General features: G+C 74.0%; 11 protein-coding genes. 5 read left to right on the top strand and 6 right to left on the bottom strand.

Annotated features, from left to right (window positions below; all coding sequences use genetic code 11):
* Positions 1–45: 45 nt before the first annotated feature.
* A complete protein-coding gene (locus tag D1J63_RS21095) occupies positions 46–555 on the top strand; it encodes a DUF2165 domain-containing protein (protein WP_125630792.1) in 510 nt (169 codons plus the stop codon).
* Position 556: 1 nt separating this feature from the next.
* On the opposite strand, the gene D1J63_RS21090 is transcribed toward D1J63_RS21095, so the two are convergent.
* The gene (locus tag D1J63_RS21090; protein ID WP_164712909.1) at positions 557–1,120 is read right to left on the bottom strand and encodes a hypothetical protein; all 564 of its coding nucleotides are present in this window, start codon (positions 1,118–1,120) and stop codon (positions 557–559) included.
* Positions 1,121–1,216: 96 nt separating this feature from the next.
* Positions 1,217–3,820: a bifunctional FO biosynthesis protein CofGH gene (locus tag D1J63_RS21085; RefSeq protein ID WP_125630787.1), complete on the bottom strand. Its 2,604-nt coding sequence runs from the start codon at positions 3,818–3,820 to the stop codon at positions 1,217–1,219.
* Between the two features lie 188 nt (positions 3,821–4,008).
* Here D1J63_RS21085 and D1J63_RS21080 point away from each other — a divergent pair, with 188 nt between their 5' ends.
* Positions 4,009–5,526, top strand: coding sequence for a CehA/McbA family metallohydrolase (locus D1J63_RS21080; RefSeq protein WP_125630785.1), 1,518 nt, complete (start codon positions 4,009–4,011; stop codon positions 5,524–5,526).
* Here D1J63_RS21080 and D1J63_RS21075 read toward each other — a convergent pair.
* Positions 5,498–6,343 carry an endonuclease/exonuclease/phosphatase family protein gene (locus D1J63_RS21075; protein WP_125630783.1) on the bottom strand — a complete coding sequence of 282 codons (846 nt, stop codon included), beginning with the start codon at positions 6,341–6,343 and terminating at the stop codon, positions 5,498–5,500. The two genes, D1J63_RS21080 and D1J63_RS21075, sit on opposite strands and share 29 nt — an antisense overlap.
* Positions 6,344–6,439: 96 nt before the next feature.
* Between D1J63_RS21075 and D1J63_RS21070 the strand changes: the two genes are divergently transcribed.
* The 3 genes from D1J63_RS21070 to D1J63_RS21060 all read left to right on the top strand — a co-directional run bounded on the left by D1J63_RS21070 (position 6,440) and on the right by D1J63_RS21060 (position 10,317).
* Positions 6,440–6,856 (top strand): nitroreductase family deazaflavin-dependent oxidoreductase, encoded by a 417-nt coding sequence (locus D1J63_RS21070; protein ID WP_125630781.1) that lies wholly within the window; start codon positions 6,440–6,442, stop codon positions 6,854–6,856.
* Between the two features lie 90 nt (positions 6,857–6,946).
* Positions 6,947–9,922 carry a BTAD domain-containing putative transcriptional regulator gene (locus tag D1J63_RS21065; RefSeq protein WP_125630779.1) on the top strand — a complete coding sequence of 992 codons (2,976 nt, stop codon included), beginning with the start codon at positions 6,947–6,949 and terminating at the stop codon, positions 9,920–9,922.
* A gap of 203 nt (positions 9,923–10,125) precedes the next feature.
* On the top strand, positions 10,126–10,317 hold the full coding sequence (locus tag D1J63_RS21060) for a hypothetical protein (RefSeq protein ID WP_102931824.1): 192 nt from the start codon (positions 10,126–10,128) through the stop codon (positions 10,315–10,317).
* 108 nt (positions 10,318–10,425) lie between these two features.
* Here D1J63_RS21060 and D1J63_RS36770 read toward each other — a convergent pair whose 3' ends face one another.
* From D1J63_RS36770 to D1J63_RS21045, 3 genes are all read right to left on the bottom strand, one after another.
* Complete coding sequence (locus tag D1J63_RS36770) at positions 10,426–10,971, bottom strand: LEA type 2 family protein (RefSeq protein WP_164712908.1); 546 nt, start codon at positions 10,969–10,971, stop codon at positions 10,426–10,428.
* Positions 10,972–11,062: 91 nt separating this feature from the next.
* Positions 11,063–13,459 carry a serine/threonine-protein kinase gene (locus D1J63_RS21050; RefSeq protein WP_125630777.1) on the bottom strand — a complete coding sequence of 799 codons (2,397 nt, stop codon included), beginning with the start codon at positions 13,457–13,459 and terminating at the stop codon, positions 11,063–11,065.
* A gap of 192 nt (positions 13,460–13,651) precedes the next feature.
* A complete protein-coding gene (locus tag D1J63_RS21045; RefSeq protein ID WP_125630775.1) occupies positions 13,652–14,422 on the bottom strand; it encodes a VOC family protein in 771 nt (256 codons plus the stop codon).
* Between the last annotated feature and the right edge of the window lie 53 nt (positions 14,423–14,475).

Raw genomic sequence — 14,475 nt, 5'->3', positions numbered from 1 at the left:
GACCCTACCCACTCGCCGCGCTCGCGGCTTGGGGATAGTGCTGCCATGACCAAGAACCCCCGCAGCACCCTTTTACTCGCCTCCACCGTGCTCACCGCGGTGCTCGCCCTCTACATCGCCCTCGTGGCCCTCGGGAACATCACGGACTTCGACAACAACCAGCAGTACGTGCACCACGTCCTCGCCATGGACACCACGTTCAAGGACGACGACCTGATGTGGCGGGCGATCACGAGCAAGGGGCTCCAGGACACCGCCTACGTGGCGATCATCGTCTGGGAGACCGCGGCCGCGCTCGTGCTGATCTGGGCGACCTGGCTCTGGATACGCCGGCAGCACGCCCCCGCGCGGCGCTTCACCACGTACGGCACGCTCATGCTGATGCTGCTCTTCGGCGCCGGGTTCCTCGCGATCGGCGGGGAGTGGTTCGCGATGTGGCAGTCGGAGGACTGGAACGGGCTGGACGCGGCGACGCGGGTGCTCCTGTTCAGCGGCGTCGTGCTGATCGTGGCGCACCTGCCGTCCGGCGAGGCGGAGACCACGAGATCGCAGTGACCTAAGCGACCACAGTGACCGTCGTGCCGGACGTGCCGAACTCCCAGAGCGCGTCGCCGTCCGCCTTGGGCAGCCGTATGCCGCCCGTCTTGGCACCGTCGGCGGGCGGCGGCGGGGAGGAGCCGTCCACGGCGTTGGAGAAGGCGACCCAGACGCCGTCCTCCTGGGTGAAGTACATGATCTGCTCGACCCGCACCCCGTCGGAGCCCGTCGTCGGGTCCTGGCGGCGGGTGCCGACGCTGTACTTGCCCGGATCCGGGTCGACGGTGCCCGGCCACACCTTGAACGCCCGCCGGGTGGCGTCGCTGGCGTCGACCAGCCACACCCGGTCCTGGCCCACCGAGTAGACGACGCGCCGCCCGGTGCCGGAATCCGCCGGCACCGGGGCCGGCGCGGTCTCCTTCGGCTTGGGGTCCGCGGACGCCGACGCCGACGGGCGCGGCTTCGTCGCCGCGGCGGTGGGGTGGGGTCCCTGGTCCGCCTGTACGGCCAGGACGGTCACCGCCGCTACCGCGCCCACGGTCAGACCGGAGACCCACGCCCATGAGGGAAGTCGGGCAGGCACGGGCACGCATCTCCTCAGCTACGAGAACCCCGACACACCGGGGGCCCGATCATCGTACTGCGCACCCGCCCCGCCTCCGAAGCGTGCGCCCGCGCCTCAGTCCAGGACCGGCAGCAGCTGGGGCAGGTGCCCGTCCGAGTCCCGCGCCGCCCGCTGCCGCTCCTCGGTGACCGGGCCGTAGAGCGTGGTGCGCGGCCTCGCGGGGCGGCCCGCGGCGTCGGCGACCGCGATCAGGTCCTTGACCGACTTGTAGGAGCCGTAGGAGGAGCCCGCCATGCGGGAGATCGTCTCCTCCATGAGGGTGCCGCCCAGGTCGTTGGCGCCGGAGCGGAGCATCTCCGCCGCACCCTCCGTGCCCAGTTTCACCCAGCTTGTCTGGATGTTGGGGATGTGCGGGTGGAGGAGGAGACGGGCCATCGCGGTCACCGCGCGGTTGTCCCGCAGGGTGGGTCCGGGCCTCGCGATGCCCGCCAGGTAGACCGGCGCGTTGGTGTGGATGAAGGGGAGCGTCACGAACTCCGTGAAGCCGCCCGTGCGCCGCTGGATCCCGGCGAGGGTGCGCAGGTGGCCCAGCCAGTGGCGGGGCTGGTCGACGTGGCCGTACATCATCGTGGAGGAGGAGCGGATGCCCAGCTCGTGGGCCGTCTCGATCACCTCGATCCACGTCGCCGTCGGCAGCTTGCCCTTGGTGAGGATCCAGCGGACCTCGTCGTCGAGGATCTCCGCCGCCGTGCCCGGGACCGAGTCCAGGCCCGCCTCCTTGGCCGCGGTCAGCCACTCGCGGATCGACATCCCGGTACGGGTGGCGCCGTTGACGACCTCCATCGGCGAGAAGGCGTGAACGTGCATGCCGGGGACGCGTTCCTTGACCGCCCGCGCGATGTCGAAGTACGCCGTGCCGGGCAGGTCGGGATGGATGCCGCCCTGCATGCAGACCTCCACCGCGCCCACGTCCCAGGCCTGTTGGGCGCGGTCGGCGACCTGGTCCAGGGAGAGCGTGTAGGCGTCGGCGTCCGTGCGGCGCTGGGCGAAGGCGCAGAAACGGCAGCCGGTGTAGCAGACGTTGGTGAAGTTGATGTTGCGGGTGACGATGTACGTGACGTCGTCGCCGACCACCGACCTGCGCACGTCGTCCGCGATGCCGCACAGGGCGTCCAGCGCCGGGCCGTCGGCGTGCAGCAGGGCGAGGGCCTCGTCGTCCGTGAGCTTCGTGGGGTCGTCGGCCGCCGTCGCCAGCGCCGCCCGCACGTCGGTGTCGATGCGCTCGGGGGCCATGCCGGGGGCGGCGGCCTCGCGCAGGGCGCCCCAGTCGCCGTACACCTCGTCGAAGTCGTCGCGGCGGTCCGACGTACGGCCCTCGGTGTCGATGGTGGCGTGCAGGTCGGTGCGGCCGCTGGCGGTGAACGCCTCGTCGGGCTCCTGCCAGGCGTGCCCCTCGACCACCGCGTCCTCGCGGGCCAGGCCCGTGTCCGGGTCGGCGAGCGCCGCCACGTGCGGGCGCAGTCGCGGGTCCAGCCAGGGCTCGCCGCGCCGCACGAACTCCGGGTACACGCACAGCCGTTCGCGCAGCTCGAAGCCGACTGACCGGGACTTGGCGGCGAGTTCGTCGATCTGCGGCCAGGGGCGCTCGGGGTTGACGTGGTCGATGGTGAGCGGGGAGACGCCGCCCCAGTCGTCGATGCCCGCGCCGATCAGCCGCTCGTACTCGGCGTCCACCAGGTTCGGCGGGGCCTGGAGACAGGCGGACGGGCCCATGATGTGCCGGGCGACGGCGACCGTGGCGACCAGCTCGTCCAGCTCCGCGTCCGGCATGCCGCGCATCGCCGTGTCGGGCTTGGCGCGGAAGTTCTGGATGATCAGTTCCTGGACGCCGTGGTAGGCGCGGGAGACGCGGCGCAGCGCGAAGAGGGACTCGGCCCGCTCCTCGTACGTCTCGCCGATGCCGATGAGGATGCCGGAGGTGAAGGGGACCGAGGAGCGCCCGGCGTCCTCCAGGACCCGCAGCCGTACGGCCGGTTCCTTGTCCGGCGAGCCGTGGTGCGGGCCGCCCGGCTCGGACCACAGGCGGGTCGCGGTGGTCTCCAGCATCATGCCCATGGAGGGCGCGACGGGCTTGAGCCGCTGGAAGTCCGTCCAGGTCATGACGCCCGGGTTGAGGTGCGGGAGCAGGCCCGTCTCCTCCAGGATGCGGATCGAGATCGCGCGGACGTAGGCGATCGTGTCGTCGTACCCGTGCGCGTCCAGCCACTCCCTGGCCTCGGGCCAGCGCTCCTCGGGCTTGTCGCCGAGGGTGATGAGGGCTTCCTTGCAGCCGAGGGCCGCGCCCTTGCGCGCGATGTCGAGCACCTCGTCCGGCGACATGAACATCCCGTGGCCCGCCCGGCGCAGCTTGCCGGGGACGGTGACGAAGGTGCAGTAGTGGCACTTGTCCCGGCACAGCCGGGTCAGCGGGACGAAGACGCTCTTCGAGTACGTGATGACGCCGGGCCGGCCGGCGGCCTCCAGACCCGCGTCCCGGACCCGGGCGGCGGACGCGGTGAGGGCGTCGAGGTGCTCCCCGCGCGCCTGGAGCAGCACGGCGGCCTCGGACGCGTCGAGGGCGACGCCGTCCCGGGCGCGTTTGAGGGCGCGACGCATGGAGTTCTCGGTGGGCCCTGCGGGGTCGGCGGGTCCGGTTCCGGAGGTCGCGGAAGTCGTCATCCTTCGAGCATACGAGCGGCGTGATCAGCACGGGGTCCGCGTCCCGGTGACCCACCGGGCCGTTTCCGGTCCTCCATCCGTCTTCCCCCTTCCCTTGCACCGCGGTTCACGGCTCAATACGAGGGTTGCACGCACCAACCCCTGCACCACCCATGCCATGTCATCCACGACACCTGGGGAGCAGCAGCATGTGCGAGGACGTCCACGAGCAGGAACACGCCGGGATCGGCAGACGCGCGGTGTTCGTGACGGGAGCCGCCGCCGCGCTTACGTTGGGAGGCGTGAGCTTCGCCTCGGCGGCACCCCGGGAACGGCGGACCAGGACCGTGCGCGGCACCCTGCCGCCCGGCTCCCCCGACTTCGTGTACGTCCCGGTCGAAGTGCCCCGGGGCGTTCGCGAGATCCACGTCGCCTACACCTACGACCGCCCCGCCGTGCCGGCCGGCACCCAGGGCAACGCGCTCGACATCGGCCTCTTCGACGAGCGCGGCACCGACCTGGGCGGCCGGGGCTTCCGCGGCTGGTCGGGCGGGGCGCGCACGGAGTTCTTCGTCCGCGCGGACGACGCCACGCCGGGCTACGTGCCCGGACCGGTCCGGCCGGGCACCTGGCACATCGCGCTCGGCCCCTACACGGTGGCGCCCCAGGGCCTGTCGTACGAGATCACGGTCACGCTGACCCACGGCGAGCAGGACGAGAGCCCGCGTCCGGTGTACCCGCCCGAGCGGGCCGGGGGGCGGGGCCGGGCCTGGTACCGGGGCGACTGCCACCTGCACTCGGAGTACTCCGACGGCCGCTACACCCTCGCCGAGATCGCGGAGCTGGCGCGGGCGGCGGGCCTGGACTTCATCAACTCCTCGGAGCACAACACGCACTCCGCCCACGCGCACTGGGCCGGTCTCGCCGGGGACGACCTGCTCGTCCTGCTCGGCGAGGAGGTGACCACGCGCAACGGCCACGTCGTCGCCCTCGGCACCGATCCCGGCACCTTCGTCGACTGGCGCTACCGGGCCCGCGACAACCGCTTCGGCCGTTTCGCCCGGCAGATCCGCCGCGCCGGCGGCCTGGTCGTCCCGGCCCACCCGCACGCCACCTGCATCGGCTGCAACTGGAAGTTCGGGTTCGGCGAGGCCGACGCGGTCGAGGTGTGGAACGGCGCCTACACGCCCGACGACGAGGTGGCGCTGGCCGACTGGGACGGCATGCTGGTCGCCTCGGTGCGCGACGGGAGGGACTGGATCCCGGCGATGGGCAGCAGCGACTCCCACCGCTCCCCCGACGTGATCGGCCGCCCGCAGACCGTCGTCCTCGCCGAGGACCTGACCCGGGAGGCGATCCAGGAGGGCATCCGGGCCGGGCGCTCGTACGTCGCCGAGTCGTCGAAGGTGTCGCTGTCCTTCACCGCGTCCGGCGGCCGGGGCGAGCACGCCGGCATCGGCGAGCGGCTGCGCGTGGACCGCGACACCCCGGCCACCGTCCGCCTGGAGGTGACGGGCGCCCCGCGCTGCACGGTCCGGTTCGTCACCGACCAGGGCGTGCTGTTCACCGGCGATCCGCTGCCGGTGTCGGGTGCGGGCACCGTGGAGTGGCGCACGACGGCCTCGTACGCGGCGTACGTGCGGGCGGAGGTGCGGCACGAGACGGCGGCGGGCCCGCTGCCGGGGGCGCTGGCGGCGTTCACGAACCCGGTGTTCCTGGGGCGGTAGCCGGCCCGGGGACGGTTCCGCCGTCGGCCAGGTCCGCGACGACCGCCGTGTGGTCGGAGGGCCAGACCCCGTCGACGGGTCCGGCGGCGGCCCGCCGCACCGCCAGGACCCGGCCCAGCCCGCCGGCCCCGGGCGGGCCCACGTGGACGTAGTCGATCCGTACGCTCGGCTCGCCGTCCGCGTGGGCCACGTACGGGTTGGCGGTGTCCCAGGTGCCGGAGGGCGCGCCGGGGGCCGCGTGCTCCCAGGCGTCGCACAGCCCCGCGGCCCGCAGCAGGCGGACCTCCGGCGCCTCGGGGCGGGCGTTGAAGTCGCCGGTGACGACGGGCGGGTGGGCGGTGCCGTGCCGGTGCGCGGTCACGAACTCGGCGAGAGCCGCCGACTGTTCGCGGCGCACGGTGCGGGCGGGGCCGCCGCCGGAGGTCAGGTGGACGGTGAAGAAGGGGACGCGGTGCCCGGGCGCGTCCAGCCGGGCGTACGCGGCCAGCCGCCCGTCGTCCAGTTCGGCGGGGGCGGGCAGTTTCAGCACCGCCCGCTCCACGACCGGCCAGCGGCTGAGCACCGCGGTGCCGGCGCCCACCGTGTCGTCCCCGATCCGCCGCTGCCACCGCTCGGGCGCGGGCGAGGGCCACCAGGCCCAGTGCAGGCCGAGGTCACGGGCCAGCGACTGGGCGAGGTTCTCCCCTCCGTCGACGGCCCACACCTCCTGGAGGCCGACGACGTCGGGCTCCAGCTCCCGCAGCACGGCGAGAATCGCCTCGCGCCGGTCCGCCCACGGACCGAACCGCCACCACAGGTTCCACGTCACGACCCGCACACCCGCACCCCCGTCGTCTCCCGGCCCCGTTCACACCTTCCCCGCCGAGGATTTCCGGGAACATGGAGGCCCACGAGACAGGAGAGTGAACGAACGATGTCGTCCTCGTCCTCCGCGGAGACCAAGTACCGGGTCGTGACGGCCTTCCAGCGCCGGCTCAACGCCGTCGTGCGCCGGCTGCCCGGCCAGACGCTGCTGGAGACCACCGGCCGCGTCTCCGGACTGCCCCGCCGCACCCCGGTGGGCGGCCGCCGCACCGGCGACTCCTTCTGGCTGGTGTCGGAGTTCGGCGAACGGTCGCAGTACGTCCGCAACATCCGGGCCGATCCGCGGGTCCGGGTCCGGCTGCGGGGCCGCTGGTACAGGGGCACGGCCCACCTCCTGCCCGACGACGACCCGCTCGCCCGCCTGCGCCTCCTCCCCCGCTACAACAGCCTCGCGGTGCGGGCGATGGGCGTCGGGACGGGGCTGCTGACGGTACGGGTGGAGCTGGAGGGACAAGGGAGCAGGTGAGGAACCTGTGATCGGCGTCTCCCACGGCTGACGTGGTCAGCATGAACAAGGCAAACTGGCCTGGTTGCTCAGGATGTCTAGGGGGACGGCATGGACGGTGTACCGCGGGTTCCGGAGCAGCGGCGTCCCGGATTCCCGGCGGAACCGGACGGGGCGGCCGCGCTCCGCTTCGGCGTGCTCGGACCGGTGCGCGCCTGGCGGGGCGAGGAGACACTGGCCACCGGCTCGCCGCAGCAACGGGCCCTGCTGGCCGCCCTGTTGCTGCGCGAGGGCCGTACGGCGACCGCGGCCGAGCTGATCGACGCCCTGTGGGGCGAGGAGCCGCCGTCGCAGGCGCTGGCGGCGGTACGGACGTACGCGTCCCGGCTGCGGAAGGTCCTCGACCCGGGGGTGCTGGTCAGCGAGTCGGGCGGGTACGCCGTGCGGGGCCTGGCCGAGGGGGCGCTGGACCTGGCGCGGGCCCAGGACCTGGCCGCGGAGGCGGAGAAGGCCAGGAGCTCCGGGGACCTGTGCCACGCCCGCGACCTGCTGCGCCGCGCGCTGGCCCTGTGGGACGGCGAGGTCCTGGCCGGCGTGCCGGGCCCGTACGCCGAGACGCAGCGCGTGCGGCTCGGGGAATGGCGGCTGCAACTCCTCGAGAGCCGCCTCGACATGGACCTCGACCAGGGCTGTCACGCCGAGTCCGTCTCGGAGCTGACGGCGCTCACGGCGGCCCACCCCCTGCGTGAACGGCTGCGCGAGCTGCTGATGCTGGCCCTGTACCGCAGCGGCCGCCAGGCGGAGGCCCTCGCCGTCTACGCGGACACGCGCCGTCTGCTCGCCGACGAGCTGGGCGTCGACCCGCGCCCCGGCCTCCAGGAACTCCAGCAGCGCATCCTGCGGGCCGACCCGCAGCTGGCGGAGCCCTCCGGGCCGGCCGCGGAGACGGCGGCGCCCTCGGTGCGCCCGGCGCAACTGCCGGCCACGGTCCCCGACTTCACCGGCCGCGCGTCCTTCGTCCGCGAGCTGAGCGACGTGCTGTCCGCGGCCTCCGGCGGCGCGACGACGGGCCGCGTGATGGCGGTCTCGGCGCTGGCCGGCATCGGCGGCGTCGGCAAGACGACCCTCGCGGTGCACGTCGCCCACCAGGCGCGGTCCGCCTTCCCGGACGGACAGCTGTACGTCGACCTCCAGGGCGCCGGGGCGCGGCCCGCGGAGCCGGAGACGGTACTGGGCTCCTTCCTGCGCGCCCTGGGCACCGCCGACTCGGCGATCCCGGACTCCCTGGAGGAGCGGGCCGCCCTGTACCGCTCGGTCCTGGACGGCCGCCGGGTCCTCGTCCTCCTGGACAACGCCCGCGACGCCGCCCAGGTGCGGCCCCTGCTGCCCGGCACGGACGGCTGCGCCGCGCTGGTGACCGCGCGGGTGCGGATGGTGGACCTGGCCGGGGCGCAACTGGTCGACCTGGACGTGATGTCGCCCGAGGAGGCGCTGGCCCTCTTCACCAAGATCGTGGGCGAGGAGCGGGTCGCCTCCGAGCGGCAGGCGGCGCTCGACGTGGTCGGCGCGTGCGGTTTCCTGCCGTTGGCGATCCGCATCGCCGCGTCCCGGCTGGCCGCCCGCCGCACGTGGACCGTCTCGGTCCTGGCGGCCAAGCTGGCGGACGAGCGGCGCCGGCTGGACGAGCTGCAGGCGGGCGACCAGGCGGTGGAGGCCACCTTCGAGCTGGGCTACGGCCAGTTGGAGCCGGCCCAGGCCCGCGCCTTCCGGCTGCTGGGCCTGGCCGACGGCCCGGACATCTCCCTCGCGGCGGCGGCGGCCGTCCTGGACCTGCCGGCGGAGGACACGGAGGACCTCCTGGAGTCCCTGGTGGACACGTCCCTGCTCGAATCTGCGGCGCCGGGCCGCTACCGCTTCCACGACCTGGTCCGCCTCTACGCCCGCGCGTGCGCGGAACGGGACGAACAGCCGCCGAGCGAACGGGCGGCCGCGCTCTCCCGCCTGCTGGACTTCTATCTGGCCACGGCGGCGGGCGTGTACGCGATCGAGCGGCCCGGGGACCGGACGGTCGCCCACCTGGAGCCGACCTCCTACACGGGCCTCTCGTTCGAGGACCGGGGCGAGGCCCTGGACTGGCTCTTCACGGAGGCCCAGAACCTGCTGGCCTGCGCGCAGCAGCAGGTGTCGGGCAGCGAACTGCGCCGGGCGGTCGACCTGCTCTGGGCGACCAAGGACCTGGCCGAGTCCGGGGCCAACGCCCGGCAGTACGAGACGGCCGCGACGACGCTGCGCGACGCGGCGAGGGCGACCGCCGACATCCGGGCGGAGAGCCGGGCCAGGACCGCTCTGTCCAACGTCTTCCTGGCGGCCGGCCAGTACTCCAGGGCGGACGACGAGGCGCGGATCGCCATCGAGCTCGCCACCGAGGCGGCGGACGCCACGCCCATCGGCTGGGCCGCCACCGACCGGGGCATCATCGCGCTCAGCCAGGGGCGTTACGAGGAGGCGGAGGAGCTGCTGACGATCGCCCGCGACGGCTACCGCGCGGACGACAACCGTCCCGGCGAGGCGAGCGCCCTGTGCAACCTCTCGCGGCTGCACGAGCGCATGAACCGCACCCACAGCGCGATCGCACTGGCGCAGCAGGGTGTGGACATCTTCCGGCAGCTCGGCCTCACGCTGCGCCTGGCGAACGCCCGTTACGCGCTCGGGGTGGCGCTGCTGCGGGCGGACCAGCACGCGGAGGGCCTGCGGCAGATGCAGGACGCCCTGGTCATGTTCGGCAACAACCGCCAGCGCCTGTGGGAGGGCACCGCCCACTTCCGCATCGCACAGCTGCACCTGGTCGCGAAGCGGCCCGCGGCGGCGGCCCAGCACGCGGAACAGGCCCTTGCGATCGGCTTCATCGGCGGCGACCTCATCCGGGGCAGCATCCTGAACACCCTGGGACAGAGCCTGAGCGCGCTGGGGCAGAGCGGCCGGGCGCGCGCCTGCTGGGACGAGGCCCTGACGCTGCTGGAACGCGCCGACGCCCCCGAGGCCTCGGAGGTGCGCCGCCTGCTCGCCTCACCCGTCGACGCCGCATAACGGGGCGGCGGCAGGGGCGTTCATCGAACGTTTATGGCCACGGGCCAAGCTCTTACCCGGATCCGTCGCGTCGGGGGGCAGACGGGTCACGCACCGCGGCCACCCACCCGGGAGACCGCGCAGGCCTCTGTCCGGCGATACTCGGGGGAGTCGCCGGACAGAGGCGATCGGCACCCGTACGCAACGACTTTCAGGGGAGCAGCATGAGCGAGACCGAGAAGAAGCCGGCCGACATCGTCACCATGGAGAACCACGCTCCCGCACCGCCCGTCGGCGGCGAGGCCAAGCTCCTGGAGAACCACGCTCCCCAGCCCCCGGCCGACGAGCAGATCACGACCCTGGAGAACCACGCCCCGGCCCCGCCGGCGCTGGACCTGGACGGCGACGGCAAGTAGGCCCTTCTCGACCTTTTTCCCGCACGGGGATCGGCCGCGGTGGCGCGGAGGGGACGCCGCCGCGGCCGACGTGTGTCCGGGCTCGGCCGCGCCCCCCGCGTCGCGGGGTCACGACGGTGACGTCACCGTCTCTTCCAGTTGGCACTCGTACGGGGGTTCGTAGCCGTCGAAGGGGATGCGGACCTCGGTCACGCCCCCCGCGGGGACGGTGGCCTCCTCGTGGCCGGCGGTGAGTTCGGTGCCGTACACGTCGATGAAGCGGACGGTGACGGGGAACGTGTACTCGCTGTCGTTCGGGTTGGTGACCTCGACGGTGGCGTACGGCTCGGTCTCCGTGGCGCAGGTGATCAGTTCCAGGGTGGCGGACATGGCGTGGGTGTCGCCGCCGCCGCCCGTGCCGTCGCCGTAGGTGTCGTCGTCGTAGTCGTGGTAACCGCTGCCGCCGCTGCCGTAGGTGTCGTCGTCGTCCTTGTAGGCGTCGCCGCCGCCCGACGTGGACGACGAGCTGTCGTGGTCCTGGTTGGAGCTGCTGCAGCCGCCGCCCCCGTCGCCTCCGTGACCGTGGCCGTGCCGGCCGGTCGAGAAGCCGGTCAGGCTGAGGACCACCAGTGCGGAGATCGCCGTGTACCTGAGTGCTCGCCCCCGTGTTGTCATGACGATCACGCTAGTGCCCGGATGTCACGGACACGTCACCGGGCCGCCACTGCCCCTCACGCCGCGCGGGGCCGTCTCCTCGTGGGAGCCCTCAGGTCGTACGGGCCGTCCCGGTGCCCTTCTCCGCGTCCAGCGCGTACACGCAGCGGTCCTTGCTGCACGCGTACACGATGCCGTCGCGGACGACCGGGGAGCCGGTGATCTCGCCGCCGGTGGCGAGCTTCCAGCGCAGGCGGCCGTCGTCGGCCTTCAGCGTGTACAGCAGGTGGTCGGTCGAGCCGAAGTGGATGCGGCCCTCGGCGACCGCGGGCGCGCCCACGATGTCGCCGCCCGCCTGGAAGCGCCACTTGGGCGTGCCGGTGACCGCGTCCAGGGTGTACAGGCCCTTGCCGCTGCCCACGTGGACGTGGCCGGCGGCGACCAGCACCGGGTCGGTCGAGGAGCGGGCCTCGGTGGCGATGCGCCAGCGGTCGCGGCCGTCGGTGGCGTCGAGGGCGTAGACGGTGCCGAGGTAGTCGGCCAGGTAGACACCGCCGCCGGTCACGGCCGGGCCCGGCACGAAGGCGGGCGGGGCCAGGAAGACCGCCGGGGCCTCGAAGTGCCAGCGGACGTGGCCCGAGGTGACCTCCAGGGCGAGGACGCGGGTGCCGGCCGCGACGTACACGTAGCCGTCGGGCGCCTGGGTGAGGCGGACCGGGACCCCGCCGCAGGAGGCGGCGTCGCCGATCGGGTACGACCATCTCTCGTCGCCGGTCCGGGCGTCCAGGGCGCGCAGGCGGGCGTCCTGCCAGACGTACGCCGTGCCGTCGTGGAGCGCGGCGCCGGCCTCGGGGGACTCGAAGTCGGTCTGGGCTCCGGTGATCTCCCACAGCTTCTGGCCGGCCGACGCCTCCCAGGCCTGGACGCCGCCGCCGCGGGTGGCGGTGAGGACGGTGCCCCGGTCGGCCTGGAGCGAGTACACCCAGGCGTCGGTCTGCACGCGCCACAGGTCGGCGCCCTCGCGGGCGTCCAGGGCGAAGAGGGTGGGCCCGTCGGAGGCGTGGATGCGGCCGTCCGCGACCGCCATGGACCAGGCGACGTCCCGGGTCTTGAAGCGGCGGCGTCCGGTGCCCACGTCCAGGGCGTGCACCTCGAAGGAGGTGACGTAGACCAGCTCCTCGGCGACCCGCGGTGTGCCCCACACGTCGTTGGACATCCGGAACCGCCAGGGCCGCCACCCGGCCGGCGAGGCCTCCGCAGGCGCGGGGGCGGGGGCGGGGGCGGGTACGGCCGGGTCGGCGCCGTTGACGCCGGTGCGCGGGCGGGACCAGGAAGCGGCGAGGGCGGACTCCGGGGGCGGCGCGGCGACGGCGGCGGCGCGCATGTCGGCGACGCGCGGCCCGGGGCCGATGGGCACCGCGGCGCCGGGCAGCCGGACCGGCCCGCCGTCGGGGGCGCCGACGGGTGCGGGCACCGCCGGGCCGTGCGAGGGCGGCGCCGGTACGGCGGGGTCGTGCGCGGGCGGGGGCGGCAGCGGGGGCGCGTGGGCGGGCCCGCGAGCACCGGAGGGGCCGGGACCGCGGCCGCCGGCCGTGGCGGGCTTGGCCGCGGGGCGGCCGTTGCGGCGCCCCTCGATCAGGCCCACGGCCCGTTCGGGCAGCCACGCCGAAGCCGTACCGCTGTCGTCGGAGCCGGAGCCGAAGAGGTGCGGGGCGAGCTGGGCCTGGAGGTCGGCCGGGTTGGGGCGGCCGGTGGCCTCCATCTGCATGCAGGACTCGATGAGCGGGCGCAGCTCGTCGGGCAGGCCCTCCAGGTCGGGGCCCTCGCGCAGCAGCATGAAGACCGTCTCGACCGGGTTGGCGCCGTGGAAGGGCGGGTGCCCGGTGGCGGCGAAGACCAGCATGGAGCCGAGCGAGAACACGTCACTGGCGCCGGTGACGCTGCGGGAGTCCTTCGCCTGCTCCGGGGACATGTAGGCGGGGGTGCCGACGGCGACGTTCGTCATGGTCAGACGGGTGTTCGAGACACCGGACGCGATGCCGAAGTCGATCACGCGGGGGCCGTCCTCGACGACGAGGACGTTGGACGGCTTCAGGTCGCGGTGGACCAGGCCGGCGCCGTGGATCGACTGGAGCGCCTCCGCGACGCCCGCGGCCAGCCAGCGCACCGCCTGGGCCGGCAGCGGCCCGCACTCGTTCACTATCTCCTCGAGGGAGGGCGCGGGCACGTAGGCCGTCGCCAGCCACGGCACCGCGGCGCGCGGGTCGGCGTCGACCACGGCCGCCGTGTAGAAGCCGGAGACCGCGCGGGCCGCCTCCACCTCGCGGGTGAAGCGGACGCGGAACAGCTGGTCCTCGGCCAGCTCCGTGCGCACCGTCTTGATCGCCACGCGCCGCCCGGACGCCGAGCGCGCGAGATAGACCAGCCCCATGCCGCCGGCGCCGAGCCGCCCCAGCACCTCGAACGGCCCGATCCGCCGCGGATCGTGCTGCGTCAGCTGATCCACCACTTGCCTGCCACCTCCCCGTACGGGCCGCGCCACCCACATATGTACGCGACCGAAGTGCAGCGTCTCACCACCGCACCTCCGTGGCGCCACGCACCCCGATTCTTCCTGTCCGAGGCGCTGGTGGCGAACCTGGCGACAATCGGGGTGTCTTGTCTGATTCCGGGCAAAGATCCCGTTCGCCGCCGCCCCCGGTCAGCGCTGCAGCAGCGCGAACGACGCCCCCTGCCCGTCGGAGACCACGGTCACCCGCCCGTACGACGTCTCGAAGGGCGGGACCCGCACCCGCCCGCCGAGCCGGGCCACCGCCGCGAGCCCGTCGGCCACGTCCTCGACCAGGAAGTGGACGAGGAAGTGCGGCGGCATCTCGGCGGGGAAGACGTCCGAGACCCGGGCGCGGCCGAAGTCCGGGGAGGCGTCCGCGCCGAAGAGGGCGTCGTGGAACAGGTCGCCGTAGAAGGTGTTGGCGGCCTCCGTGTCCCGGGTGTACAGCTCGGCCCAGGCGAAGGTGCCCGGCTCGTGCCGGCGTCCGAAGCCGGTGCGGCGGCCCGGCTGCCAGAGCCCGAAGACCGCGCCGTCGGGGTCGGCGGCGAGCGCGGCGGTGCCCAGGTCCCCGACCGGGTGGGGCGGGGTGACGACCTGACCGCCGCCCGCCCGGATCCGCGCGGCCAGGGCGGCGGCGTCCGGGGTGTGGAAGTACACGGACCACACGGTGGGCATCCGGCCGTCCGTCTTGCGGACCAGCGCGGCGACCGGCTCGCCGTCCAGGCACGCCCGCACGGACTCCCCCGCCGCCTGCTCGTCCGTCTCCGCCGCGTCCTCGAAGGTCCAGCCGAACAGCTCGCCGTAGAAACGCTTGCCCGCCTCCACGTCGGAGAGCTGTGCGTCCACCCAGCAGGGGACGCCCTCCCGGCGGGCGGACGGACGGTCCGACGACCTCTTCTCGAATGCCCCGTTTTCGGCCATGCCGTCAAAGTAACCGCGTCACCCGCACCGCGCAGACCAGGCACACCCGTCTC

The organism is Streptomyces sp. KPB2, from assembly GCF_003950055.1.
GTDB classification, from domain to species: Bacteria; Actinomycetota; Actinomycetes; order Streptomycetales; family Streptomycetaceae; genus Streptomyces; species Streptomyces salinarius.
Note: the sequence above shows the minus strand (reverse complement) of the source record. Positions and strands in the feature narration are given on the sequence as shown.

Coding starts and splice junctions, on each gene's coding strand:
- D1J63_RS21095 (WP_125630792.1), top strand. CDS start 46: ATGACCAAGAACCCCCGCAGCACCCTTTTACTCGCCTCCACCGTGCTC.
- D1J63_RS21085 (WP_125630787.1), bottom strand. CDS start 3,820: ATGACGACTTCCGCGACCTCCGGAACCGGACCCGCCGACCCCGCAGGG.
- D1J63_RS21080 (WP_125630785.1), top strand. CDS start 4,009: ATGTGCGAGGACGTCCACGAGCAGGAACACGCCGGGATCGGCAGACGC.
- D1J63_RS21070 (WP_125630781.1), top strand. CDS start 6,440: ATGTCGTCCTCGTCCTCCGCGGAGACCAAGTACCGGGTCGTGACGGCC.
- D1J63_RS21065 (WP_125630779.1), top strand. CDS start 6,947: ATGGACGGTGTACCGCGGGTTCCGGAGCAGCGGCGTCCCGGATTCCCG.
- D1J63_RS21060 (WP_102931824.1), top strand. CDS start 10,126: ATGAGCGAGACCGAGAAGAAGCCGGCCGACATCGTCACCATGGAGAAC.
- D1J63_RS36770 (WP_164712908.1), bottom strand. CDS start 10,971: ATGACAACACGGGGGCGAGCACTCAGGTACACGGCGATCTCCGCACTG.
- D1J63_RS21045 (WP_125630775.1), bottom strand. CDS start 14,422: ATGGCCGAAAACGGGGCATTCGAGAAGAGGTCGTCGGACCGTCCGTCC.